Origin of the sequence: Membranihabitans marinus, from assembly GCF_019802045.1 — a bacterium.
Lineage (GTDB): Bacteria > Bacteroidota > Bacteroidia > Chitinophagales > Saprospiraceae > Membranihabitans > Membranihabitans marinus_A.
This window is the reverse complement of record NZ_JAHVHU010000010.1, coordinates 130221-156644: the sequence shown is the minus strand read 5'-3', so window position 1 is coordinate 156644 and position 26424 is coordinate 130221. Positions and strand designations below refer to the sequence as shown.

Sequence of the window (26424 nt, the reverse complement as noted above, 5' to 3'; positions counted from 1 at the left end):
GTAGAACAGTAGAACAAGACATAACCCATAATTCAGTAGATGATCCTACGTAGGACGAAACTTTTAAACGACTCAATAAATAATTAATTCAATAAATAATTTATAAAATATTGATATGAAAACATGGAATAAAATGATCTGGGTCATTATAGCGGTGGTACTTACCGGCCATTTTGGAGTAGCTCAAGAGGATGAACATTGGGTACCTTTATTTAATGGTGAGAATTTTGATGGATTTACGAAATTAAACGGTACCGCCAAATACCACGTAGAAGAAGGTCAAATGGTGGGTGTATCGGAAACGGGCACACCCAATACCTTTATGGCGACGGAAAAAATGTATGGGGATTTCATCCTCGAATTTGAGGTTCGGGTGGATGCCCGGCTTAACAGCGGGGTGCAAATCCGATCCAACAGTATCCCTTCTTATCGAAATGGCCGTGTGCACGGATATCAGGTGGAGATTGATCCGAGCAGCCGAGCATACAGCGGTGGAATTTACGATGAAGCACGTCGGGGATGGATCTATCCGTTGTCGCGCAATCCAAAAGGTCGAGCCGCTTTCAATACTGGTGGTTGGAATGCCTACCGGGTGGAAGCCATCGGGCCTTCGATCCGGGTATGGATTAATGGGGTTAATACAGCCAACCTCATCGATGATATGACCGCTGAGGGTTTTATCGGATTTCAGGTTCACGGCATTGGTGATAATAAAGATAAGGAAGGTGCAGAAGTTCGTTGGAGAAACATACGAATATCAACCACTAATCTGGATCGACACCGATGGGAAATGGATCCGGATGTCGTGGAGATCAACCTTATTCCCAACACCCTCAGTAATCAGGAGATCCGAAGAGGCTGGCGGATGCTTTGGGATGGTAAAACGAGCGAAGGATGGGTCGGTGCAAAAATTGACGAATTCCCTCAAAAAGGTTGGACGATGAAAGATGGGGAACTGATTGTAGAATCCAGTGGGGGAGCAGAATCACGGAATGGGGGTGACATCATCACGAAAGATAAATTTTCTGATTTTGAACTCTCCTTTGAATTTAATATTACAGAAGGGGCTAATTCAGGTGTGAAATATTTTGTAGACCCCAACCTTAACAAAGGAACCGGTTCAGCAATTGGTCTGGAGTATCAGGTCCTGGATGATAAAAAACATCCAGATGCCAAAAAGGGGGTCAGTGGTAATCGAACTGTTGCTTCGTTGTATGATTTGATCCCGGCTCACAATCTTTCGGTCCCAAGCCGATCAAAACCCTTTAACGGAGTAGGGAATTGGAACCGAGGTCGTATTCTAGTCAAAGGAAATCATGTAGAGCATTGGTTAAATGGATTTAAGGTGCTCGAGTATGAACGCCGAACACCCGCTTTCCGAGCTTTGGTCGCTTACAGTAAATACAAGGATTGGCCAAACTTCGGAGAGTGGGACGAAGGCCACATTCTATTGCAGGATCACGGTGATCGCGTCGCTTTTAGAAGTATTAAAGTACGTGAATTTTAGAGTCAGTATTGTGAAGTGTCAGCCTTCGGCATGGAATCACATGAAATATAAAAATCAAATATTGTTATGAGTAAATTTTTGGATAAGAATTTCATATTGGAAAACAAGTACGCAGAACAGCTGTACTTTGATCATGCGAAGGACATGCCGATTATTGATTATCACAACCACCTTCCACCCAAAGATATCTACCAAGAAAGAGTATATAAAGACATCACCGAAGCCTGGTTAGAAGGCGACCACTACAAATGGAGGGCGATGCGGGCCCTGGGCGTTGAGGAAGAAAAAATTACCGGTAAGGCTGGGTCGAGGGAGAAATTTCGAGCCTGGGCTGAATCCGTACCATATACCATGCGCAATCCATTGTATCATTGGACACACATGGAATTGCAAACCTATTTCGGAATCGAAGAATTACTTCATGGAGGAAACGCCGATAAAATATATGACCAAGCTTCGGAAATGCTCAATGATTCTGATAATTCCACCGTTCGGCTGTTAGAAAAGAGGAATGTTGAAGTGGTCTGCAGTACGGACGATCCAGCCGATTCGCTGGAGTATCATATCGAGTATCGAGACCATCCAAAAGGAAATTTTCAGATGTTTCCTACTTTTCGGCCCGATAAGATCCTTCGAATCGAGTCCGATGACTATCTGGAATATTTGGAAAAACTTGGCGCCACGGAAAATGTTTCTATTCATTCCATTGAAGATTTAAAGCAAGTTATTGAAAAACGGGTGGACTTTTTTGCTGCCCTGGGTTGCCGCGCATCAGATTACGGATTGGATCGCATTTATTCCGTACCTTACACAGAAGGTGGTGTTAAGGACCTTTTCGAAAAAAAATTGGCCAATCAATATGTGGACGCACAGGAAGTAGCAGAGTTCAAGTCCTATATGCTGGAATTCTTATGTCGGGCATATGATAAAAAAGGATGGGTACAGCAATTTCACCTCGGTTCATTGCGCAACAACAGCGACCGTATGTATCGCGAACTTGGTCCGGATACTGGGTTTGACTCTATGGGCGATGAAAATCACGCAAAGAGCATATCGCGGTTGTTTAATACCTTGGATTCCTCTGATTCATTAGCTAAAACCATTCTGTACAATAATAACCCGAAAGATAATGCAACTTTTGCCACGATGGCTGGTAATTATAACGACGGCAAAACGCGGGGAAAAATGCAATTTGGATCCGGGTGGTGGTTTTTGGATCAGAAGCGAGGCATGGAGGATCAGATCAATACCCTTTCGGAAATGGGCCTGTTATCACTTTTTGTCGGAATGCTTACGGATAGCCGGAGCTTTTTGTCTTTTCCACGTCATGATTATTTCCGCCGCATTCTCTGCAACATAATTGGTAACGATTTGGAAAAAGGTTTACTCCCCGTGTCCGAAATGGATTTTTTGGGCAAGATGGTGGAGGATATCTGCTATTATAACATTAAGAATTACCTTGATGTCTGAGCATTGGTTTGAATGCAAATGAAGATTTAGTAATCTACTTTAGAGACCCAATTTTTTTGGGGCCTACATTGGAATCCTTCATTATAAAACAATAAGGGTGTGAATTGTCTTCAAAGGATATATGTCTTGTCAAGCGCTCCTGTCAAATGGAAAAATATTGATCCGGAAGTACTGCGAAAGAGTAGAAGTGAACACGGAGTTGATTTCCCACAAATTTAGTATATGCTATGAGAAAAAAGAGTCAAAATAAAGCCTGCACCATTATTGACATTGCGGAAGCTTTGGAAGTTTCTGCTGCAACTGTATCACGCGCACTCAATGATCACAATGATATCAGCCTTGCCACAAAGAAACGGGTCCGTAAAATGGCTGATCAAATGGGGTATCAACCCAATCGCATCGCTGCCGGCTTGCGTCAAATGAAATCCAATACAATCGGAATAGTGGTGCCTATGTTTACAGCTATTTTTCATTCTTCAATGATCACGGTCATTCAAAACAGATTGTACGAATATGGGTACCATGTATTACTCTGTCAATCCAATGATTCTTACAATCTGGAAAAAGAACTCGTAAACACGCTTTATTCTTTTCGGGTCGATGCGATCGTATCAGCAATAACTCTATTTACGGAAGACTATTCCCATTTCCAACCATTTGTCGATCGGGATATTCCAGTCATCTTTTACGACCGGGTGCCGACACAAGACTTTCCCGCTCATTTTGTTATCAGTGATGACTTTCGGGGAGGGTATCTGGCCGGTCAACATCTGGCAGATGTGGGGGTGGAGAATCCGGCATTTATCTGTGGCCTAATGAGCTCCAACCTTTATCAAAAAAGAGATGCGGGTTTTCGGAAAGCGTTGAATCAGTCGGGCATAACGCTTAAAGAAAATCAAGTTTATTACCAGGAACTGACCCTTGAGAATGCATTGGAAACCTGCCGGAAGCTTTTTGATGTTCCCCATCCCCCTGATGGAATATTTACCGCCAACGATACCACCGCCATTGCTGTTTTAAAATTTGCTATAGAACGAGGAATAAATGTGCCTTCAGATCTCAAATTAATCGGCTATTCCAATGACCCCCGTTCAGCCATCGTGGAGCCTGCTATTACCACGATCGATCAGAATATTCCTAAAATGGCAGATAAAGTGGTGGAAAAAATATTGACCCTGCTCGGAGTAGAAGATCTCATTGAGATCAGACCCGGCCTGGATCAAAGAGAACTGGTAGATGTGAGTCTGGTGCGCAGAATGTCGACCTAAAAATTTGTGCGCAAGGATTTTAGATTGCGAAATATTGAACACAGAATGAGGAAAGTCAGACTGTATGCATTCTGAAATGTTTTCAATGTGTGTTTGTACTAAGATGTTCGACTTTTTCATCGTCCCATCTGAATCAGGTCTTTTGCAATAGGCCTTTCTTCCCCGACAACATTTTTTTGTCTGTGCTTCATGCCCGGAAGTCAACCGACTAATTATTTTTTATAGGGTAATAATCATTAATGTGTACCGAGACTGTATTTAATGGTTAATATATTAAGTATTTACGTAATTTGGCAAGGTTATTGTATCCATTGCATTGTCTGGTTTTTATCAACCAACTCAAAAATCTAAGGTGCAATGAAAATATTACGCAGAAAATTTATAGTTTATAGTACGAGACTGTTTATTTCAGCTCTTACGATAGCAGTATTGGGTTTACTCCCGAAAATGGCGGGGGCACAAGTTCCCGGTTGTACAAAATTTTCGGTCGGATTTCAGTCTGACGGACAATCCGTTATAACAGCACGGCAACTATTGGAAAATGAACCGGAATTACCGGTTTATCTCACCATTCGTGCGTCCAATCACAATACCATCTATGAGGGACAGATTACAGATCTGGATGCAGATATTAAGTTGGAATTGTGTGGGTATATCACCAAAGAATTGATTTATGAACTTCGGAATGAAGCCGGGTTTTGTAGTGATACATTGCTGATCAGTATCCCGCCTCCTCCACAAATGTCTGGACGTAAGGTCGAAGTACTATGCTCGGACGCTTTGGTTGCACCAGGTGCACTCATAGGCGATACCTTTCCCCATATTGAATACCCATGTGGACCGATTCCTGAACTGAAAGTGGTCGAAGATTTTCAAGAAGTAAAGGATTGTCAGAATTATGATCAGCCTATACAGCAGGTTATTTATCGTGAAATTGAGGGGTATGACAACTGGGGACAGCGGTTTTCCACGGTTGATACGATAGTGGTTTATAAACAACCTGAAATTACGGCGTATCACATCGCCTTAGATACAGTATACAATTTATACTGTGGCGAAAATGAAATTTTTGGACCCCAGATCTTGTTCGAAAATCCGATATCAAAAACCCTGGATACATTACCACTGCTTAAAGCAGTCCCGGCATCCGGACGTCAAGTGGAATTCATAGCCTCCTCATTTGCATCCATGTGCAATATGAGTGTAGAAGTGAACAGTACACTCATCAATAACACCAAGTGTGTGAAGCAATATGCTGTCCAACTGGAATTTGATCAGGAATGCTACTATGCGGATGGAACTCGGCCACTGGCTTCCAAACCCAAAAAAGGGTTGATTCGTATGGAACGAGGCCGATACCGAGCTTCTTTTAGTGTGATTGACATCGATACCTTGGCCCCAGTGATTTCAGTAGAACAACGTGTGGTGACTTCGTACACAGGATCCAGAGGTTGCGAAGCATCTTTGAAAGTACCTTCAATGACGATCAATGAAGAGTGTTCCGGGGTACGGCGGGTTACTGCTTCGGTTCCGGGGTATTTTACGGTCAACTTGGAGCAAAACAGAATGGGAGAATGGGTGCCGGATGAAAATGTGATTTTGCCAAAAGAAGGCCGGGTAATTATGGATAATGATACCATCATTGAAAATGCCTTTAAAGTTTATGTGGAAGCTTCGGATAGTTGTGATTTGACCTCCGTAGATTCATTTTATGTTCGTGTGGTGGATGACACCAAACCCCATGTTTCTATATTGCAGAACATTCGTGTCGGGTTGACCGGAGAGCTGACCTGGATTGATGTGTCGATCATGGATGAAGGGAGTTTTGACAATTGCGGCGTTGCTATGGTATTGGGACGACGAACGGATTGGGCCACAGCAGCTCATGTGGAGTTGTGCGATGGTTTGGAGACGGATGCCAGGGTCAATCCGGTGGAAGCGCATTATGCTTCATTCTTAGATGATTTAAAATATAGTAATGAATCGTGTACCAACTGGCTGTATGAAGAATGGCAAAAGGATTCCATGCGGGTGTGCAATGAGACATTACCGGATAGCCTGTTGCCACAAATCGGCGGCGGGTGGACCACTCAGATACCATTTACCTGTGAAGATGCATGTCAGGAAATCGAGGTGGAATTATTAGTTCTGGATAATTGGTGTAACTGGAGTACGATGCGAACGACTGTCAAAGTCAGAGATAAGCAGCCGATATCCCTGGTACAAGATTTAAAAAGTAGCGTGACCATGAATTGCTCCTCTTTCACAAATTACTACGCTGATGTGGTGAATCGGGCTAGTGTTTTGAATAATTACCCAGCCCACGATACCGCGCGAATTGCCGCTTTTGCAGCTTTAGATTCTCTGATGGGAGGTTATGTCAGTGTGTGGCAAGATTTGGATGGCCAAATGACAACCAACGATGGTCATAATGTAATTCCTTCTGAACATCAGGTAATAATTAAAAAAGACAATTGTGAGAATTATACGCAGCGAAAATCGGTAGAGGTATTTGATGAAAATAAGGGCGAGTTTGTGAGCCGAATGCAGGATGTTCCCATGACTCGTACCGTGACGGCGAATGAAGAGATTGAAAATGGAATTGTAGCGGTTAATTGCTCTTCTTCGACGTATGAGAAAATATTTGTTGATATCAATGAATGTGGCATAGGTACGATTCGCCGCCGGTTTTATATTGCTGCCGGCTGTGGGGAAACCGGATCTGGAGATTGGTTGTCTAAAAATGAAAACCGGATCGAGTATGTCCGGGAACAGGTGATCTATGTAGAGCCGGATTGTGAACTGGGGGCCGGAATGCTGGATATGCCCGCCGCCGTTTCAGCTGTAGATGTGTGCGAAATAGAAAAAAGTGCAAATGGCAATTACATCGGAGAATTACACCCTGATTTTACTGGATGGCCCAAGTATACCTGGGATAAGTCATGCCGAGATCTCGGTATTGGTTATCAAGATAAATTGTTCCGATTGTTCGGAAACAATGCGATTGGCCAGTGGAAGCTGGTGCGTAACTGGAAGATTACGGATCAATGTGAGGATACTGATGACGGATCGGTTCTGAACTATGAGCAGATATTAATCATCAATGAACTGGATCAATGCGATAGTGCGGCCAACCACTATGTAATTAGTGGCCGAATACAGGATCCGGGCGGGGCCCCTATTGAAAACGTATCTATTCGGTTGCACGATGGTGATGATGAGCGACTGGCCGCCCATTCTTCGATTCAGGGTACCTATAGTATTTCGGCTGATAAAGAACAGGCATACAAAGTTATTCCATACAAGAATGATGAAATGCTGAAAGGAATATCAACTTTTGACCTGGTCATGATTCAAAAGGACATCCTCAATATCAAACGGTTGGACAATGTTTACCGTCGGATTGCAGCTGATATAAACAACAATGGGGTGATTGATCCGGCAGATATCATCGAACTTCGAAAAGCGATCCTTCGTCCCGATTTTAAGTTTTCCAATAACACGAGTTACCAATTCCGGGCAGCGGGTTCCAAGTCCAATTTTGGAGACATCGAAAATCTGGACCAAAATACCAATATTGATTTTGTCGGTATAAAAATAGGAGACGTCAACTTTTCGGCTAGTACGGCGGTTCCTACTTCCCGAAGCAGAGGCATGAATATGGTATTACAGGATCAGTGGCTGCAAAGTGATGTTACTTACCGTATTCCCGTCCGCAATAACCGGGCCATGGATGTCCTTGGATTTCAGTTTGAATGGGATCTGAATGAGCAGGATGTAGCATCTGTTTCTCTGTCATCAGGGAGCGTGCAGGTCTCTACCGAAGACTATGCAGTGCTTGACGAGGGAAAATTGACCGTGTCTTGGTTCGATATCGATGAACGGTATTTTGATCAGGGCGAGGTTTTGTTTTACATAAATATAAAAACGAATCGACGAACCACGCTACAGGAGCTGATCCGTCCGTCCTCAGAGGTGCTGAAAACCGAAAGCTATGTGGAACCCGGTATTGTTAAAGATTTAAGCTTTACTTTTCGTGACATGAATCGATCGGTGAGTCATATACAGAATATACCCAATCCATTCAAGGACCGGACGATGATCCGCTTCGAACAGGATCGGGCTGAAACGGTCGTAATTGATGTGCACGATGTCACCGGAAAGATGGTTTTAAACCGTCGTATTGAGGGGCAGAAAGGGTTCAATGAAGTGATTATTTCAGGGTCGGAATTGCACGGACCGGGGCTGTATTATTATCGGATTTCAACATCGGATCAACAGTGGACCAATAAAATGATTTATATCAGGTAAACGACAGATCTATTCCGTATCAATGTAATAGCAAAGAAGCTCGTTTCGATCTTTCATTTTACAAGAATTATTAGTTTTTAGATTACTCAATCGTTAAAAAGGTCTCTGATTGGCAGGGGCCTTTTTTTATGAGGGTGTGGCTCTTTCCGCTGGGATCGAGGGAAGCGAGTGTCCCACACCTGAATTTGCGCTCGTGTGTGACACATGGATAAAAGCCTTGAATGAAGCGAGTCATCCACATCTGAAACCACCAAGAACATTCTCAACAGAATATGGGATGCCCTACCAATACAAATCGCTTACACGGCAATGAAACTTTTAATTTCAACCGCACAACCTTGAGTCAGGTAAGCTCGTCTTTCTTTATCTCAAGTTGACATGGAAAAACTCTACCAATCATTCGGAGTACCTAAAATAACCCAATATTTTTCTGTCCCATTTCCATTAGTTGGTATATTAACAATTTCCTATCTATGAAATTTCACTCCAATTGTTGAAAAGCGAGCAGGACAAATCTGCCTGGAGTTTAGTTAGGTTGCAGCCTTGTTTCAGATCTGGCAGGATTCTTCTTTTGCTCTTGATAAAACCTTTTACCAATATTCTACGATAAACGAAAAAAGCAAAGCGGTTAAACCACACTTTTGGGTGCCGGGCTCTGTCAGATCTATTACTGTCCTAATATTTCATATCCAGCACAAATATCTAAATAGCCTCTATTATAAGAGGTGACTCCAGTTTATAGATCCAGGAGGTTATTAATTTTTTGATCGACCTTTTTCGGGTCCAGTGCGGTCAGGCATTTAAAGTGCCCCTTTGGACATTGGTCATTGCCCAATTTGGAACAGGGATGGCAGGGGAGGTTTTCTTTTTCCAAAATGACAGAGTTCTGGATTAAATGTTTGGGCAAATAGGGGGTCATGCCCAGTTCGGGTGCGGTTGCACCCCACACAGATAAGATCTTTTTGCGGAAGGCAGCAGCCATATGCATGGTCGCTGTATCGTGAGAGATGACGTAGGTGGCATCATCTAATATTTTCCCGGTGGTATGTAAATTACATTGGTTGACCATATTGATACACCGACTTCCTAGATGGGCTTGAATGGTTTCGGCGGCTTCTGTTTCCGTTTTACCACCCAGTAAAACGAGGGGTAGGGGCAGATTGCCGAAATGTCGGATAATGTGCTCTGCAGGCATTTTCTTGGTCGTGTAAGTACCACCAATACCATAGGCTATGTATCTTTTGACTGATAGCGGGTTTTTGACATCGGAACCATAAAAGTAATCGAGACCTTCGCCATCATCACTTATTCCAAGGGCTTTTAGCGCCTCCAGATACCGGTCAACAAGGTGTCGTGGTTCCTTCATCCAGTCGCGATGGAAATTAACCAGAAACCATTTCTCTATATTTCTTTTGTCAAATGACAAGGTGGGTTTTCCCAGCGATCGTTTAAAACGCCATGTTCGAAGGTTTTTATGCAAATCAACTACGAGGTCAAAATTTTCTGATTTTAAAATCTGTGCAATCTCCTTAAAATTATCTTCATACCGATGAATGTGATCGATGTAGGGGTTGTGTTCATTGACAAAACTGTATGTTGCCTTCGTCAGCCAATGAATCTCCGCATTAAAGTGGTTCTTCAACAGACGGAACACCGGACTGCACAATACAATATCTCCGATGGAACTGAATCGGATGACGAGAACTTTTTTCGGGTGATTTGGGAGTTTCCTTGCCATGAGCGCAAGATAATTATAATGTACCAAAAGCATCATGCTATTGGTATATTATCCAACCTTCGAATCTGGAATGTTGGTTGAGTTTGTGAAGGCAAGAAGGCGAATTCGTATTAGGAAATTTAGATTTTCAGGAACTAGAGCCTATGGCCTGACTTCTTGTGCCCTTGAATCACCCACTTAGAATACTGTTTCAAAAATATCTGTGAGGCTGTGATATTAAAAAATAAAAATGTAATTTCGGGGTAAATCCGATGATTGTCCTGAATGACCCATAGAAATAGGTGGTTCAAAAAACCCTGACGTAAAAACAATCGGATTTCAAGACCAAAAAGTGGTTGGCTCCCAAAAGAATTTCTTGGTTTTCCACAAAATGTGGAAAACTTTCAACTATATTAGCAGCATAAAATAGAGAAATGGCCAGCGAAATACTGATCGAACCGTTGTATTATTGAATGATTTGTTGTGGAAAGATCTAATGTTCGATTCTGCAGAGTTGATTGTCAATAGGCTAGGCATGTGTGAAAAAATATATAAGTATTTTAGTAAAATAATTGGTGCAAAAATTAATATTGGCAAACTATTTGCATCTACAGAACCATACGTTGCTTGAAAATAATGTTATCCCAATGAAACATTTTGGAAACCTTTGGGGTTATTAGAGGTAAGATGTGATATATGTAAATTAAGAATATATAGTTTCCGGCACATCCAATGGAGCCGGTGATAAAGATCGTAGTTTTCTTGTTTTGAGACCTTAGTAGAAATTGCCCGAATTTGTATTTACAAATTTGGGCATTTCTCTTTTTGGTTTAAAAATTATTTATTAGGTTTGTCCTGATGTTTTAAAATATGAATAATGATTTTTAACGCAAATACAAATTGGTGGTGGCTTTCAAATCTCGAGGGATCTGGAAGTTAGCCAATTGTATGTGCATTAAAAATTAAAAGCAGCTTGTTGGTCCTTCCGGCAAGCTGTTTTTTTTTAGTTTAGATTCTAAAATTGTTGTCAAAATGAAAATATATACCCGCTCTGTTCAGATGTTGTCCGACCAGCTAACGCCGGTGAGTGCTTTTCTTAAAATCAGGGACATTACTGAGAAACCCTGCTTGTTGGAAAGTAATGATTACCAATCGTACGAAAATTCCAGATCCATTATCGGATTTGATCCATTGATAGAAATTTCGTTGGAGAAGGGGCGGCTTATGGTGACCACGCTGGGCCGGAAAGAAAGTATTGCTCCTGGAGGAATGGCTAGCATACCGGCTCTATTGGATCAGATAAGAACCACGATCGTGAATGAAGGAGAAGGGGTTGAGGTCAATGGTTTTCTTGGGCACACGAATTTTGAATCTGTTCGTCATTTTGATTCTGTCAAGATGGAAAAGGGTGAACATCATTTGGGAATTCCCGATTTACATTATTTTTTTTACCGGTATTTAATTGTATTTGATCACTACAGGGACAAAATGACGCTGATCGAAAATGTCCCCGATGGGGGTGTTTCTGATTTGGCTAAGATCAAGAAGATACTTCTGATGGGACACTACGAAGAGAAGAAATTCAGCCGGACCGGATCCAAGAAAAGTAATATGACCGATGAGGAATACCGGGATATGGTAAGTAAAGGTAAACATCACTGTCAGGTAGGAGATGTCTTCCAGATTGTGCTTTCACGTCAATATCAACAACCTTATCAAGGGGATGACTTTACCGTCTACCGCGTACTGCGTTCCATTAATCCTTCGCCTTATTTATACTTTTTTGACTTTGGTAATTACCATATTTTTGGCTCTTCCCCGGAGTCACAGTTAAATATAACCGATGGAAAAGCACAAGTGAACCCAATCGCTGGCACCTATCGCCGGACGGGGAATCATCAAGAGGATCTGAACCGAGCCCGGGAATTGACCGAAGATCCCAAAGAGGTCGCTGAACATACTATGTTGGTTGACCTCGCTCGAAATGACCTGGGGCGGCACTCCACGGATATTCAGATCAAATCATTGATGGAAATCCAATATTTTAGCCATGTGATCCACCTGGTATCTACGGTTCAGGGACAATTGCCTTCCGCATTCAATCCGTTTCGGATATATGCGGATACCTTCCCAGCCGGTACCTTATCCGGCGCACCAAAGATCAGAGCTATGGAATTAATTAATCAATATGAGAAAACACCCCGGGGACCGTATGGTGGCGGCATCGGTTATTTTGGCCTCGACGGCAATGTGTCTCAAGCCATCGTAATCCGTTCGTTTGTCAGTAAGGATCAGGTCCTGTATAGTCAGGCTGGTGCAGGCATTGTTATTTCGAGTGATGAGGAGAGTGAACTACAGGAAGTGAATAATAAACTGGCTGCTCTCAATACCGCCCTCGAACAAGCAGAACAAATTTTGTCATAAGTTAGATGTGCTATAAAATGAAAATATTACTCATAGATAATTACGACTCCTTCACGTTCAATCTTTATCAATATCTGACCGAGATTTCAGATCATGAAATTGAGGTTTTTCGAAATGATAAGATTCAGATAGAGGAAGTAGATGCATATGATATTATCATATTGTCTCCTGGACCTGGTGTTCCTAAAGATGCAGGCCATATGCCAGCGATCATCGACCGATACAGATCTTCCAAACCGATTTTGGGGGTGTGCCTGGGACACCAGGCGATTGGTGAATCGTATGGAGCAGAGTTGATTAATCTTTCGACGGTTTATCATGGCGTAGACACCGCTTTGAATATTTTAGACAATGGCGATCTTTTTGATCAGATTCCGGATGGGATCCGGGTTGGCCGATATCATTCGTGGAGCATCAAAAAAGGAAGTACTCCGGAAGAAATCATCATCACTGCATTGGATGATGAAGAGGAGATTATGGCATTGCGCCATCGCCACGATCCGGTTTTCGGGGTGCAATTTCATCCCGAATCTATACTGACACCAAATGGAAAAGATATCTTACGAAATTTTTTAAAAGAAGCAGAACGTTTCATCAATCAGACAGCATCATGAGACATTACTTAGAAAAATTATACGACGGCGGCTTTTTAACATCCCGGGAAGCCTACGGAATTATGAAGGATATTGGCGAGGGACAGCGATCCAATGAGATTCTATCTTCTATCTTGACCGTATTTCGAATGCGTCCGATCACCCCGGAAGAATTTGCTGGTTTTCGTTCTGCTATGTACGATCTTAGTAATCAGGTGACCTTTGATGCTGACCATGCTATTGATATCGTTGGTACAGGGGGCGATGGAAAAAACACATTTAACATATCCACACTGTCTTGTGTGGTATTGGCCGGTGCTGGATACAATGTTACGAAACATGGGAACTATGCAGCTTCTTCCATTTCGGGATCTTCCAATCTTCTGCAGAAACTGGGCTATGAATTCACCAATGATCAAGACCAGTTGCAACGTCAACTTGATAGTTACAATCTCTGCTTCTTGCATGCGCCTTTGTTTCATCCTTCGATGAAGTATGTAGCTCCCGTACGAAGCGCGCTGGGTGTAAAAACGATTTTTAACATCATGGGTCCGACGATTAATCCAAGTAAACCCAAGGCTATATTATTGGGGACTTATTGTAAAGAGGTGGCAGACCTTTATGCTGAAGTGATGGAATTATCCGATTATCAGTTTTCCATCGTTCATTCAGTGGATGGGTATGATGAAATTTCCCTGACGGATGATTTTTTACACTATACGCGGGACTATAAGACCCTGCGTCAACCGGGAGAACTGAATCTGCCAAAGGTGCGTCAAGAAGAGCTATTTAGCGGTGATACACTAGAGGAAGCCCGGGACATTTTTCTGGCTGTATTGAAAAACGAGGCTCCGCAGGCACACACTAATGTAATATTAGCAAATAGTGGTATTGCTATTCATACATTATTTCCCGAAAAAACAATCCAGGAAGGAATGGCGGAAGCCAAAGAAAGCATAGAATCGGGAAGAGCTTATGAAAATTTGAAAAATCTACTGAACAACCAATAATGGATATTTTACAGAAAATAAGAAAGCAAAAAGAAAAGGAGGTGGCAGAGCGAAAATCTTTATACCCGCTGAAATTGCTTCAGAAAAGTATGTATTATGACGTACCTGTCGTTTCGTTGGCGCATTACATACAGCGAAAGGATAAGTCCGGAATCATCGCTGAATTTAAGAAAAAGTCGCCCTCTGAAGGATTTATTAATCAATATGCAGATGTTGAAGCGGTGACCATGGGGTATATGCAGTCTGGTGCTTCGGCGCTGAGTGTATTGACCGATGAGACCTTTTTTGGTGGGTCCTCTGAAGATCTTAAGACGGCACGAACCTATAATTATTGTCCCATTTTACGCAAAGACTTTATCATTGATGAATACCAGATTCATGAGACAAAATCGATCGGGGCCGATGCGCTTTTATTGATTGCAGAGATGCTTACAGGGGAAGAAGTGAAACGTTTTTCGGAGACGGCACATGAGATTGGCCTGGAAGTCCTCCTGGAAATTCATGATGAAGATGAGATTTCAAAGTATGCAGAAGGAATTGCGGTGATGGGGGTGAACAACCGGAACCTGAGAGACTTTACGGTAGACATTCAGCATTCGATTGATCTCTATTCCCGACTACCTGCAGAACCAGTGAAGATTTCGGAAAGTGGTATCCACGACGCCAGGGACATGATCCGACTGTATAAAGCAGGTTTTGAAGGATTTCTCGTTGGCACCCAATTTATGCGTACCCCACATCCGGCAAAAGCATGCCGGTCGTTGATCGAAGCATTTCAAAAAGAAAGACAATCCCGATGAAAGTAAAGGTATGTGGCATGCGGGATCCCCAGAATATTCAGGCTGCTGAGGCTTCCGGAGTAGATCTTATGGGGTTTATTTTTTATGAAGGCTCCAGCCGGTTTGTCGGAGCCATGGATCCAGTGATGACGACGAAAGTTACGCGGGTCGGTGTCTTTGTTAATGAAGAAATAGAACGCATCCAGCATATAGCCAGGCAATGGCAGCTGGATATTATTCAGCTGCACGGAGATGAATCCCCATCCTTTTGCCAGCAAATCAAAAATCTGGGGCTAAGGGTAGTGAAGGCGTTCGCCATAGATGAAACGTTTGATTTTGCACAGCTCCGAGACTATGGGGACCACGTGGACTATTTTTTGTTTGATACGAAGGGAACTAATTACGGAGGAAATGGGGTGCTGTTTGATTGGGCATTGTTGTCAAAATACAATGAAGATGTTCCGTTTTGGCTCAGCGGAGGAATTCATCCGGGGGTGACGGAAGCGATATCCGCGCTTGATTTACCCGGATTGGTTGCGGTAGATGTAAATAGCGGTTTTGAAGAAGAACCCGGTTATAAAAATATTAAAAAATTAAAACGATTTACGGATGAGATACACCATTGACGATCGTGGATTTTACGGAAATTTTGGGGGAGCTTATATCCCCGAGATGCTGCATGCTAATATCGAAGAGCTGCAACAGCGGTATGTTGGTATTATTGAAGACCCCAAATTTCAAAAAGAATTTCACGATCTGTTGAAAGATTACGTGGGACGACCGTCCCCTTTATACTTTGCGAAACGGTTGTCAGAAAAGTATGGGAGTCGGCTTTATCTGAAGCGCGAAGATCTCAATCACACCGGTGCACATAAAATTAACAATACCATCGGGCAGATTCTATTAGCCCGTCGATTGGGTAAAACCCGAATTATTGCAGAGACCGGCGCTGGTCAGCATGGCGTAGCGACCGCGACAGTTTGTGCTTTGATGGGGATGGAATGCATTGTATATATGGGAGAAGTTGACATCGAACGCCAAAAGCCCAATGTGTTCCGGATGAAGATGCTGGGCGCGGAAGTACGACCGGCGCGCAGCGGTAGTAAAACCCTAAAAGATGCTACCAACGAAGCAATTCGGGACTGGATCAATCATCCTGTGGAAACACATTATATCATCGGATCAGTCGTCGGGCCACATCCTTATCCCGATATGGTAGCCCGATTTCAGTCCGTGGTGTCCCATGAACTGATGATCCAAATGGAAGAGAAAGAAGGACGGAATTATCCGGATCGGATAATTGCTTGTGTGGGTGGAGGATCCAATGCAGCTGGAGCGTATTATCATTACCTGGATGATGAACGGGTCAGGTTGGTGGCCGTAGAAGCGGCTGGCGAAGGAATCCATTCCGGACGATCAGCGGCAACTTCGGTTTTAGGTACGGAAGGAATTATTCATGGCAGCCGGACGCTTTTGATGCAAACCAAAGATGGACAGATCACCGAGCCTCATTCGATATCGGCCGGTTTGGATTATCCGGGAATTGGTCCCATGCATGCGCATCTGATTCGGACAGGCCGGGCCGAGGTCGTGTCAATCACCGATCAGGAATCGGTCGAAGCGGCCATGGAACTGAGCCGGCTGGAAGGAATTATCCCGGCGTTGGAGTCTGCGCATGCTTTGGCTGCCTTAAAGTATCTGACTTTGGATTCTGACGAAACCACAGTTATCAGTTTAAGTGGCCGGGGAGATAAAGATTTGGCTACATTTATGAAATACCTCGATGATGAATAATATAACTATGATTTTAAAAGATCGGCAAAGCCCAGCGCTCAATATCTATTTTACAGCCGGATTTCCCGAATTGGAAGATACTGTCCCGGTGATCCGGGCATTAAGTGAAAGTGGTGTTGACCTTATTGAGATAGGCATGCCTTATTCCGATCCCATGGCCGATGGACCGACCATTCAACAAAGCAGTGCCCGTGCACTAAAAAACGGAATGAGCATGGAAGTTTTGTTTGACCAGGTGGCTCAGATATCTGAGAAAGTGAGTACACCTTTAATCCTGATGGGATATCTCAATCAAATGATCCAATATGGAGAAGAAAGATTTTTAAAGCGGTGTCGGGAGACAGGGATATCCGGGTTGATTATACCCGATCTTCCCCCTGAATTGTATAAAATGCAGTATCAAGAAATGTTCCGGAACCATCAAGTAGAGATCATATTCCTGATAACGCCGCAGACCTCTGAAAAGCGGATCAGAACGATCGATGAATTATCGGATTCATTCATCTATGTTGTTTCCGATTCTTCAATTACTGGAAAATCGACAGAGATTTCGAAGGAACAGATTGCATATTTTCAACGGATTCAAAAAATGAAACTTCGAAATCCGACGTTAATAGGATTTGGAATCTCTGATCATCAAAGCTTTAGTCAGGCTGCTGAATATTCATCTGGAGCGATTATCGGGAGTGCTTTTATCAAACGTTTGGATAAAGAGTATGGTGAGAAAGGTATCGATGAAGTTGTCACTAAGTTTGTTAATGAAATAAAACATGGCGCATGATTATCCAAACTGACTCAAATATTACGAGTGATCAACAAAAGAAGATTACGCAACATCTCGAACGCATTGGCTATTCATGGTCTACGGTGACCACGCAATTCCGCCAATACATTATTGCGGTAGGGAACCGACCTTTTGATATTCGCCGGGTGGGCCAACTCTCTGGTGTAACGGACGTCCACCGGGTCAGTGATCCCTATAAATTAGTTTCCAAAAAATGGAAACTGGATTATTCTGACATCAATATTGGTGATGATTTGGTTATTGGACCAGACACCTTTACCATGATGGCAGGTCCCTGTTCTATTGAATCCGAAGCTCAGATTGAGTCTACAGTAGATCATTTGGTCAAAAATAATATTCCTGTAATGCGTGGCGGCGTGTACAAACCACGCTCATCTCCGTATTCCTTTCGCGGACTGGGCATGGATGGATTAAAATTGTTTGCTCAGTATTGCCGGGAACGAGGAATAAAAATAATCACCGAGGTGATGATGGTAGAACAAGTGGAAGAAATGCACGATTATGTCGATATCTTTCAGGTAGGTGCGCGGAATTCCCAAAATTTTAATTTGCTAGATGTGTTGGGGGGAGTAGATAAGCCGGTTCTTCTGAAGCGGGGTATGAGCATGACCATCCCTGAACTGCTCCAATCTGCAGAGTATATCTTCTCCAACGGCAATGAAAAAATTATCTTGTGTGAACGCGGGATTCGTACGTTTGAAAACTCGTACCGGAATACGATGGATATCAATGCGATAGCTATATTAAAAGAACGCTCTCACTTGCCGGTAATCGCAGATCCATCACATGGTGTTGGAATCCGTAAATATGTGGATAAAGTGGCGAAGAGTGCTGTGATGGCCGGAGCAGACGGGGTGATCATGGAAGTCCATGAAGTACCCCAACAGGCTTTTTCTGATGGACAACAGACCTTGGACTATGTTCAGGCGGAGCAATTGTATAAACAATTGCGGGAACTTTATCAGCTTCGAGAATCGTTCGACCGGGCGTAAAAGCTCAAAGCTCAAAGCTCAAAGCTGAGGCTGAAGGCTGAAGGCTGAAAGGGATAAGCTGAAGGGGTCACGAAAAAGGGGATAGAAGATGAAAGATAGGATAGGCTCAAGGCAAGAAAATTAAAAGATATGGTTGAAGTATGAAAATAGTAAAACTTTGGTTGGGACTTTTGGTTTTTTTTGGTGCATCAAGTCATTCCCTTGCTCAACAGATCTATAGCAATGATTTTTTGAATATTGGCGTCGGTGCGCGATCTCTTGCAATGGGTCGGGCAGTAGTATCCACCGAGACTTCGATTCAGGCAGCTTATTGGAACCCGGCAAATTTGAGCACCGGTGATGGTCCCATGCAGCTCAGTGCCATGCATGCGATATGGTTCGCCGGCGTGGTGAACTATGATTATCTTGGAACCGGTTTTAAATTGGGTTCCGACGGGAAGTCCTATGGAGCCGTTTCCATGATCCGTATGGGTATCGATGATATTCCCAATACTTTACACCTTTATGGACCGGATGGCCGAATCAATTATGCGAACATCCGATCATTTTCAGTCGCAGATTATGCATTTCTTTTCACATATGGCCGCCAATTGGGGGATAGTGATTGGAGGGTAGGTGGAAATGTAAAAGTGATTCGCAGGGTGTTGGGCAGCTTCGCTAAATCATGGGGTGGGGGGCTCGATCTTTCGGTGGCATATTCCGGAGAAGATTTTCGATTCGGTGCAGTGCTCCGGGATGCTACATCCACATTCAATGCCTGGTCTTATAGTTTTACATCGGATGAAATTGAAATTTTACACAATCTGGGAAATACCGTTCCTGAGTCCGCTCAGGAAGTTATCCGACCTTCCTTATCCACAGGAGTCTCATACAAATATAACATGAATGAGAATTTGGATGCCACTGTGGCGTTGGATGCTGATGTAACCTTCGATGGGCGTAGAAATACCTTAATTAATACCGATGGCATGAGCATCGAGCCTCATATCGGCATCGAACTGAGTTCGAGGAACATCTTGTTTTTGAGAACCGGTATTTCTTCCATCCAACGTCGGAAAAAAATAAACAATCCCACAGCCAATGAATACTTTATCCAACCCAATATGGGGATCGGATTGCAACTCGGTCGCATTGGGATCGACTATGCATTGGCCTTTCTGAATGAAAATGATGGAAAAAGCTCATTGAGTCATGTCTTCTCAGCACATTATACGCTGCAGTCCAGGTCATCCGAGTAATTTACTGTGTTATATAAGTTTTTGTCATGTATCTTATTCAGATAAATTTGTCTTAAATAAATACAGACATTGTTGTCTTTAAATATTTTTACTCATCTTCGCACTAAGCTTCACAGGATAAGTAAAAACAAACCTTATGAAAAACAGTCTTCATACTTTTCACATTCCGGTTATGGGCATCGGATTTACCGTTGACACCCCCCTGAAGGTAGCTCCCTTTGGCATAGATTCAGTCATCGCCATTGGAGATGACGGGCTCCTCGAAAAAATGCGCAAGATGTATTCGGAAAAATTTTCTCTTGACTATCGGCCGATATCCAAAAATTCGCCCGATGCTAGGGCAAACCGGATTACGGCCTATCTGAATATGGTTCAAACTTTGGTGACAAACAAATGGCGAGAGATGCAAAGCAATACCCATAAACTGATTACGAATGTGGCAGAAATTATTGAGATGTTGCCTGATAATCATAGCTTGGTTTCTGAGTTTCAAAAGTTGCGAACTAATCTTCCCAGAAATACATCGGAGTTAAAACGATTATTTAACAGGATTACCTTGGGTCGAATCGATGTCAATATCATGACAAAACTGGATAAAGAGAACTATGTGAATGGCGTGGAACTTCCCCGGGAGTTCAATGATGCGCATGCTGCATTGCGAGGCTATGCGCAGAGTGACCTAACTTCAGCCATCATTTTTTCAGCAGGCATGAATCCCAGGTTATATAGCTATTTGGAAGAATTTGAAGACTTTTACCCTGATTCTGAAGGAGGAATGAAAAAAGAAATTATCCTAAAAGTCAGTGATTTTCGATCGGCATATATTCAGGGGTTATTTATGGCTAAAAAAGGATTATGGGTTTCAGAGTTTCGGGTGGAATCCGGATTGAATTGCGGTGGCCATGCATTTGCTACAGCAGGGCATCTGATGGGGCCGATTCTCGAAGAATTCAAAGAGAAGAGAAGAGATCTGATCCAGACGATTCATGAAAAATATGTCGAAGCATTGGGTAAAAAATCTAGGTCCGTACCTAATCAAATTCCTGAGCTTCGGATTACGGTACAAGGTGGGGTCGGAACTCCGGAAGAACATCAGTTCTTGATTGATAGGTATCAACTGGATTCGGTGGGCTGGGGAACCCCGTTTTTGTTGGTCCCGGAAGTGACCAATGTCGACCAGGAAACCCGTGATAAGCTCAAAGAAGCACGTGAGAAAGACCTTTATTTAAGCAATATTTCCCCACTCGGAGTTCCATTTCACAGTTTACGGAACAATTCCAAAGATGAAGAAAAATTAATGAATATACGGAAAGGCCGGCCCGGTAGTGCTTGTCCGAAAGAACTCCTATCGCTTAATAAAGAATTTACGGATAAACCCATATGCACTGCTTCACGTCAGTACCAGCGTTTGAAACTTCTGGAACTGGAACGAAAACAACTGAGCCCTGAAAAGCGCAAGAAAGAAGAGGAAAGAATCACTGAAAAGTCATGCATTTGTGTCGGTTTGGGCACTGCTGCATTAAAAGTCAATGGTATAGATACCCGACGAGAAGGTCCCGGCGTATCGATATGTCCGGGGCCCAATATGGCTTATTTTTCTGAAGAAGTTAATCTGCAAACGATGGTGGATCACATTTATGGAAGAGGTGGGTTAACCGTGCGTGCAGACCGGCCTCATATGTTCATAAAAGAATTGTCTTTGTATCTGGCTTATTTTGAGAATGAACTCAAAGAAATTGAAGGATCATTAAGCACAAAGCAAGAAAAGTATTTCAATAAATTCGCACAAAATTTAAAACAGGGTATAGCGTACTATAAAAATATATGTACGGAATGCACAGACCATTTCAAGGATGACCACGACTTCATTAAGACGCTGGATAAGAGCATGGATCAGCTTGAAGAGAATTTACGCAGACTTCATACCATTTGTATTTGACAATACCGTAAATGCGGAGGTATAGCTTGAGTTACATCGAGATTCATTGACCAAAAGAATCGAAGAATATTTGGAGTATTTCCGGCATCCATTAATTCAAATCGAAAAATCTTCTACAAGCAGTTGTTTTATAAAATGATATCGCCTGATTCAGATTTTACTTCCAATTTGCCCGGACGGTTATTCGCATTTATTTTCATCATGTAATCATGATGCAGAATGATATCACAAACCATGAATACTCAGAACTGATATCCATTCGCCATCAATCACAGTTCTTCCTGGGGAACGACAACCTCTTTCCGCGCTTCCTTTAAGGCATCGTTGGCATAGGTAAAGCCAACTAAGGTCGCTATTAATAAGAGTACTGTAATGGTCATCGGTATCCAAAAAATCATATCACCAAAGGTAAACTGTCGATAATTCGCGCCATAGAACTCTTCCGGACGTGGGATGGGATGTGTACTGGCAGTTTGTGAGGCCGCCTCTTCAGCTTCACTGTCAATGTGATTAAGAATCGCAGTGATTTCTTCTGTACTTAAGTGTGGATGTGATGGCATGGGGACTTTGTTAAACCGATTGAACAGTTCAACGGCAATGGGGTCACCGGCTTGGATCATCTCCTGGGAATTAATGATAAATCCATACAGCCAGGCACTATCCCGGCGTTCTGTGACACCTTTTAGGGCTGGACCGACCAAGTCCTGCTCGATGCTATGGCAGGAGGCACAGTTTTGTCTAAAAAGTGCCTTGGCATCTTCTTGTGCCAGGCTGGGTGTCACATTGAGTATAAACATGAAAATGACGCCCAAGAAAAAATCTGTTCGTTTCATTGAATGCAATAGATTGTCCATATTTTTATAATTTATACTCTTTTTTGAGTTTTTTAATTGATTCCAAGACCATTTGATTTGCTTTGGGACCGGTACCATTAATGATATCCCGGATCCGGTGTTCCGGGTCGATAATCATAATATTTTCTGAATGCAAAAAATCACCTTCGTCCCCGGCACCTTCGGAGGCAGAAAGCAGAAAATCTTTACGTGCCAGGCGATATATTTCTTTTTTTTCGCCCGTCAATAAAAACCAAGAATCTAAGCTGGCGTTGTATTTTTCACCATATCTATACAACACGTCCGGGGTATCTCTTTTAGGATCTACGGTCATACTGATTGTAACAATGGATTCATCATTTCGCATCAAATCATGTACTTCCTGAATGTTTTTCATCACCTTCGGACATACGATCGGACAGCTGGAAAAAAAACAATTTACGATCCATATTTTACCATCGTGCTTTTCAGAATGAAAAGAGTGTCCCTGCTGATCGGTCAGACTAAAAGAACTCACAGTATGATCGTCATCCCCATAGACTGGCAATGGGGTATTGTTTTCTAATACTTCGAAAATACCGTATCCGACGGCTGTAAAACCGATAATTACAAGAAAGAAATAGAATATTCCCTTATTCATCTTGATTTAAATTGAGTGTTTCCCCCTCATCCACTTCTCCCACATCTTGCTTATGCAGCTCCAGTGGAATCGGATTTTGCGGCGCATATGGCGGTGCCTCCTTACCAGTATATTTCATAACATTAAATATAGCCGGTACATAAGCCACCAAAATAAGCAGGAACATAATGACGAGCCAGGGTTTGAAACTATTCAAAAACGGGATCACTTTTTCCTGGTGATAGGTGCGGTATGTCGGGAAAGATATATAGCTTTCCTTGGTCTTTTTGGCAAAGAGCAAATCGAGTAAAACGATGAAAAACAGACCTGCCGCTGCGAACAGTATTACACCACCGATCACTGTAGTTCCTGTAGTCCATACCCAGTCCGGTCGATATAAAGGACTGTCCGGGTCCATGTAGCTGATGCCCATGTTCGTTCGTCGTGGTTCACCACGGAGTCCGCCGACCATCAATCCTGTTGAAAATATAAACATTCCAATTGTCCACAAGTAGGGGATGGCATTAGTTATTCGTTTTAAACGGACTTCTTTCCCTGAAATACGCTCCAGTAAATAAAGGCTCATACCGATAATTCCCAGAAAAGTAGGACCTGCGACTGTCATATGAAAATGGCCGGGTAAGAATGCTGTATTATGTACCAGACTATTTAGAGAATAGCTCGCATTGATAATTCCGGTAATTCCACCAAAAATAAATATAATCAATCCGCAAATGAGGTAAGAGAACAAGTATCTGTCTTTTTCAAAGTAAGGCAACTTGGCCATCCAGCTGAACCAGTTTTTCCTTTTATCTCCTCGTTTCCATGCCGCATATTCCAAGGAAGCTGCAATCGTAAAAGCGGTTATAAAACTAGGTAAAGCTACACCATAGGTTAACAAAGACTGGAAGTATTTCACACCTTGCGTAATAGCTGGCTCAGCAAATTGGTGATGTGTTCCTACAGGTATAGAAAATACCAGGAAGAGGAAAAATACCAGTTTTCCGGCGTTATCCGAATACAGCTTTCCGCCTGCCAGCGTAGGCAGCATAACGTAGTACATCAGATAAACAGGCAGCAAAAAGAAATAAACCAATGCATGTCCAAAAAACCAGAACAAGGTTCTGGTCAATGGGATATTGACCGTAGCTGTTATACCCATAGACCAAGGTAGTAATAACACGAGGGTAGAATACGCCACCGGGATGGAGCAGACAAACCACATCGTAAAATTCACCATGGTGGCGACCACTGCCAGAGGTGTTCTTTCTCCTTTGTGTTCTCTGCGCCACTTGCGATATATGCCCACCCAACCGAAAAACGCGACCCAGGAGCCTGCTATTAGCAGTGCATTGCCCACATAGAATAACGGATGGGCTTTCATAGGCGCATAAAAGGTATATAACACGGATGACTCACCGGCCAGAATCGTAGCGATAGTCATGATCGTTCCCACGACCATCATTACCGCAGAAATCCAAGCAGTAGTCATATGCATCTTAATCCCTGTGTAGTACGACATGCAAATATGGCCAAAGGCCACTGCAAAGAAAATGGTCAATACCAGCGCATTTATTACCCCGTGCAGGGTAAGGCCTTGGTAATACTCCAGGGCTGCAAATGAGGTTTGTGATATCATTCCGGATCGGTACAGTGTCTGCATCAGACCGTGGTAGATACCCAATGTCAGTAAAATCAGTGGAACGCTTAAAAGTAAAAGGCTCAGTCTTTTTTCTGACTTCCTTAGGTTGATCTTCATCATAGTAGATTAGTTGTTGGGATAGTTAACAATGATTTCACCCATCATATGCTGATGGCCTGAACCGCAATATTCATGACATACTATTTTATAGACACCTGGTTTTTTAAACGTTACTGTCTCTTTGTTAATACCACCAGGTACTGCCATCATGTTTAGTGATACGTCATGGATGTTCAGACCGTGCACGACATCTTTGGAAGTGAGGTATATATCCACTTCTGCTCCCACCGGCAGTCGTATTTCACTGGGTTCAAAACTCCACATTTGTGCCAGTGCAAAAATCTGATATAATTTATCGTCCAGTTTTTCTATCCGGGGCTGGGTGAACGATTCATCGTATGGTATACACTCTGGAATGCCTGTAGCGTAGGTGAACGAAGACCGGAGAATGGCGACCATAAAAATAGCCAAAGTGATTCCAGTCAGGACCATAATTCTTATTTCGTACTTATCCATGTTGGGTTAAAATTTTGATACTTGCAAAAAGTATGCGGTAAAGAATACAATAGCTGTTAAGATTAGAATTAAAATGAGAAACGCTACGGCTCCTCTTGGTATAAAGTCTTCATCTTTCGGTTCCATGCGGTTAATGTTTTAGTAGTTCAATGTGGAAAGTTCCGGTACGATCAATGTTGGATTAGCCACAAAAATACAATATGCCTATGTCCTCTTTTATGATCTATGTCATAATACTCATAATATAGAATAAAACTAAATTTTAGCGTAATAATTTTTAATATGGCAAATGATTACTATGGTTTAACGAATTATTTTACCACCCTGAACGTTAAGAATGTTCTGTTCTTTGAGTGAACTGATGGTTCGGATGACCGTCTCTACCCGCAATCCGACCAAATCACCGATTTGTTGCCTGGTCAAAGGCACCTTATAATTTTCGTGTTCTTTATAGCCCTCTTTTTGTTTCATATAGTCTATGAGTGTTAAAATGCATTTCTCCGCCTTTTCATTGGAAATGACCTGTGCCATGGTCGCTTTATAATGAAGACGCAAGGACAATCTTCGGAGAAGAACGGTGTAATAATGCGGGTAAGCGGAAAGAAACTTTAGAAATTTATCTTTGGGTAGCACGATCAGATCAGTTTGTTTCATGGCATGTGCGCTGGCCGGATAAGCAATATCCACAAATAATGGTGGTTCACCAAAGCTTTCACCGCTTTGCATAATGCCCTGGATAAATTCTTTCCCATCGTCATTGATCGTGGACATCTGTACCTGTCCTTTCTTGATCTGATAGAAATTTCTGGCGTATTCTTCTTGCTGAAATATGATTCCTCCGCTTTTTATATGATCTATTCGACCCCCATGCTGAAGAAGAAGCTTCTCTGGTATCATTTGAACGTTT

Annotated in this window: 20 protein-coding genes; 14 read left to right on the top strand and 6 right to left on the bottom strand. The window is 42.7% G+C overall.

Features of this window, described 5'->3' with window-relative positions:
* Positions 1-133: 133 nt before the first annotated feature.
* The 4 genes from KUV50_RS11795 to KUV50_RS11780 all read left to right on the top strand — a co-directional run bounded on the left by KUV50_RS11795 (position 134) and on the right by KUV50_RS11780 (position 8556).
* Entirely contained in the window at positions 134-1507 is a 1374-nt protein-coding gene (locus tag KUV50_RS11795; RefSeq protein WP_222580454.1) for a DUF1080 domain-containing protein, read from the top strand.
* Positions 1508-1573: 66 nt separating this feature from the next.
* On the top strand, positions 1574-2977 hold the full coding sequence (uxaC, locus tag KUV50_RS11790; protein ID WP_222580358.1) for a glucuronate isomerase: 1404 nt from the start codon (positions 1574-1576) through the stop codon (positions 2975-2977).
* Positions 2978-3204: 227 nt separating this feature from the next.
* Positions 3205-4245: a LacI family DNA-binding transcriptional regulator gene (locus KUV50_RS11785; protein WP_222580357.1), complete on the top strand. Its 1041-nt coding sequence runs from the start codon at positions 3205-3207 to the stop codon at positions 4243-4245.
* A gap of 357 nt (positions 4246-4602) precedes the next feature.
* Positions 4603-8556 (top strand): T9SS type A sorting domain-containing protein, encoded by a 3954-nt coding sequence (locus KUV50_RS11780; RefSeq protein ID WP_222580356.1) that lies wholly within the window; start codon positions 4603-4605, stop codon positions 8554-8556.
* A gap of 736 nt (positions 8557-9292) precedes the next feature.
* On the opposite strand, the gene KUV50_RS11775 is transcribed toward KUV50_RS11780, so the two are convergent.
* On the bottom strand, positions 9293-10294 hold the full coding sequence (locus KUV50_RS11775; protein WP_222580355.1) for a glycosyltransferase family 9 protein: 1002 nt from the start codon (positions 10292-10294) through the stop codon (positions 9293-9295).
* Between the two features lie 1011 nt (positions 10295-11305).
* On the opposite strand from KUV50_RS11775, the gene KUV50_RS11770 reads away from it, so the two are divergent.
* From KUV50_RS11770 to KUV50_RS11725, 10 genes are all read left to right on the top strand, one after another.
* A complete protein-coding gene (locus KUV50_RS11770; RefSeq protein WP_261395153.1) occupies positions 11306-12697 on the top strand; it encodes an anthranilate synthase component I family protein in 1392 nt (463 codons plus the stop codon).
* 17 nt (positions 12698-12714) lie between these two features.
* Positions 12715-13311, top strand: a complete 597-nt coding sequence (locus KUV50_RS11765; RefSeq protein ID WP_222580354.1) for an anthranilate synthase component II — start codon at positions 12715-12717, stop codon at positions 13309-13311.
* Positions 13308-14300 carry an anthranilate phosphoribosyltransferase gene (gene trpD, locus KUV50_RS11760; RefSeq protein WP_222580353.1) on the top strand — a complete coding sequence of 331 codons (993 nt, stop codon included), beginning with the start codon at positions 13308-13310 and terminating at the stop codon, positions 14298-14300. The genes KUV50_RS11765 and trpD overlap by 4 nt, the downstream gene beginning before the upstream one ends.
* The gene (gene trpC, locus KUV50_RS11755) at positions 14300-15100 is read left to right on the top strand and encodes an indole-3-glycerol phosphate synthase TrpC (RefSeq protein WP_222580352.1); all 801 of its coding nucleotides are present in this window, start codon (positions 14300-14302) and stop codon (positions 15098-15100) included. Before trpD ends, trpC begins: the two co-directional genes overlap by 1 nt.
* On the top strand, positions 15097-15705 hold the full coding sequence (locus KUV50_RS11750) for a phosphoribosylanthranilate isomerase (protein ID WP_222580351.1): 609 nt from the start codon (positions 15097-15099) through the stop codon (positions 15703-15705). The genes trpC and KUV50_RS11750 overlap by 4 nt, the downstream gene beginning before the upstream one ends.
* Positions 15689-16873, top strand: coding sequence for a tryptophan synthase subunit beta (gene trpB / locus KUV50_RS11745; RefSeq protein WP_222580350.1), 1185 nt, complete (start codon positions 15689-15691; stop codon positions 16871-16873). Before KUV50_RS11750 ends, trpB begins: the two co-directional genes overlap by 17 nt.
* Complete coding sequence (trpA, locus tag KUV50_RS11740; RefSeq protein ID WP_222580349.1) at positions 16866-17654, top strand: tryptophan synthase subunit alpha; 789 nt, start codon at positions 16866-16868, stop codon at positions 17652-17654. Before trpB ends, trpA begins: the two co-directional genes overlap by 8 nt.
* The gene (gene aroF, locus KUV50_RS11735; protein ID WP_222580348.1) at positions 17651-18670 is read left to right on the top strand and encodes a 3-deoxy-7-phosphoheptulonate synthase; all 1020 of its coding nucleotides are present in this window, start codon (positions 17651-17653) and stop codon (positions 18668-18670) included. The genes trpA and aroF overlap by 4 nt, the downstream gene beginning before the upstream one ends.
* A gap of 140 nt (positions 18671-18810) precedes the next feature.
* Positions 18811-19908 carry a PorV/PorQ family protein gene (locus tag KUV50_RS11730; RefSeq protein WP_222580347.1) on the top strand — a complete coding sequence of 366 codons (1098 nt, stop codon included), beginning with the start codon at positions 18811-18813 and terminating at the stop codon, positions 19906-19908.
* 136 nt (positions 19909-20044) lie between these two features.
* A complete protein-coding gene (locus tag KUV50_RS11725; protein WP_222580346.1) occupies positions 20045-21847 on the top strand; it encodes a hypothetical protein in 1803 nt (600 codons plus the stop codon).
* 269 nt (positions 21848-22116) lie between these two features.
* Here KUV50_RS11725 and KUV50_RS11720 read toward each other — a convergent pair whose 3' ends face one another.
* The 5 genes from KUV50_RS11720 to KUV50_RS11700 all read right to left on the bottom strand — a co-directional run bounded on the left by KUV50_RS11720 (position 22117) and on the right by KUV50_RS11700 (position 26414).
* The gene (locus tag KUV50_RS11720; protein WP_222580345.1) at positions 22117-22680 is read right to left on the bottom strand and encodes a c-type cytochrome; all 564 of its coding nucleotides are present in this window, start codon (positions 22678-22680) and stop codon (positions 22117-22119) included.
* Between the two features lie 25 nt (positions 22681-22705).
* Positions 22706-23320 (bottom strand): SCO family protein, encoded by a 615-nt coding sequence (locus KUV50_RS11715; protein ID WP_222580344.1) that lies wholly within the window; start codon positions 23318-23320, stop codon positions 22706-22708.
* The gene (locus KUV50_RS11710) at positions 23313-25061 is read right to left on the bottom strand and encodes a cbb3-type cytochrome c oxidase subunit I (RefSeq protein ID WP_222580343.1); all 1749 of its coding nucleotides are present in this window, start codon (positions 25059-25061) and stop codon (positions 23313-23315) included. The genes KUV50_RS11715 and KUV50_RS11710 overlap by 8 nt, the downstream gene beginning before the upstream one ends.
* Positions 25062-25067: 6 nt before the next feature.
* On the bottom strand, positions 25068-25517 hold the full coding sequence (locus KUV50_RS11705; RefSeq protein ID WP_222580342.1) for a cytochrome c oxidase subunit II: 450 nt from the start codon (positions 25515-25517) through the stop codon (positions 25068-25070).
* Between the two features lie 303 nt (positions 25518-25820).
* Positions 25821-26414: a Crp/Fnr family transcriptional regulator gene (locus KUV50_RS11700; RefSeq protein WP_222580341.1), complete on the bottom strand. Its 594-nt coding sequence runs from the start codon at positions 26412-26414 to the stop codon at positions 25821-25823.
* Positions 26415-26424 lie beyond the last annotated feature (10 nt).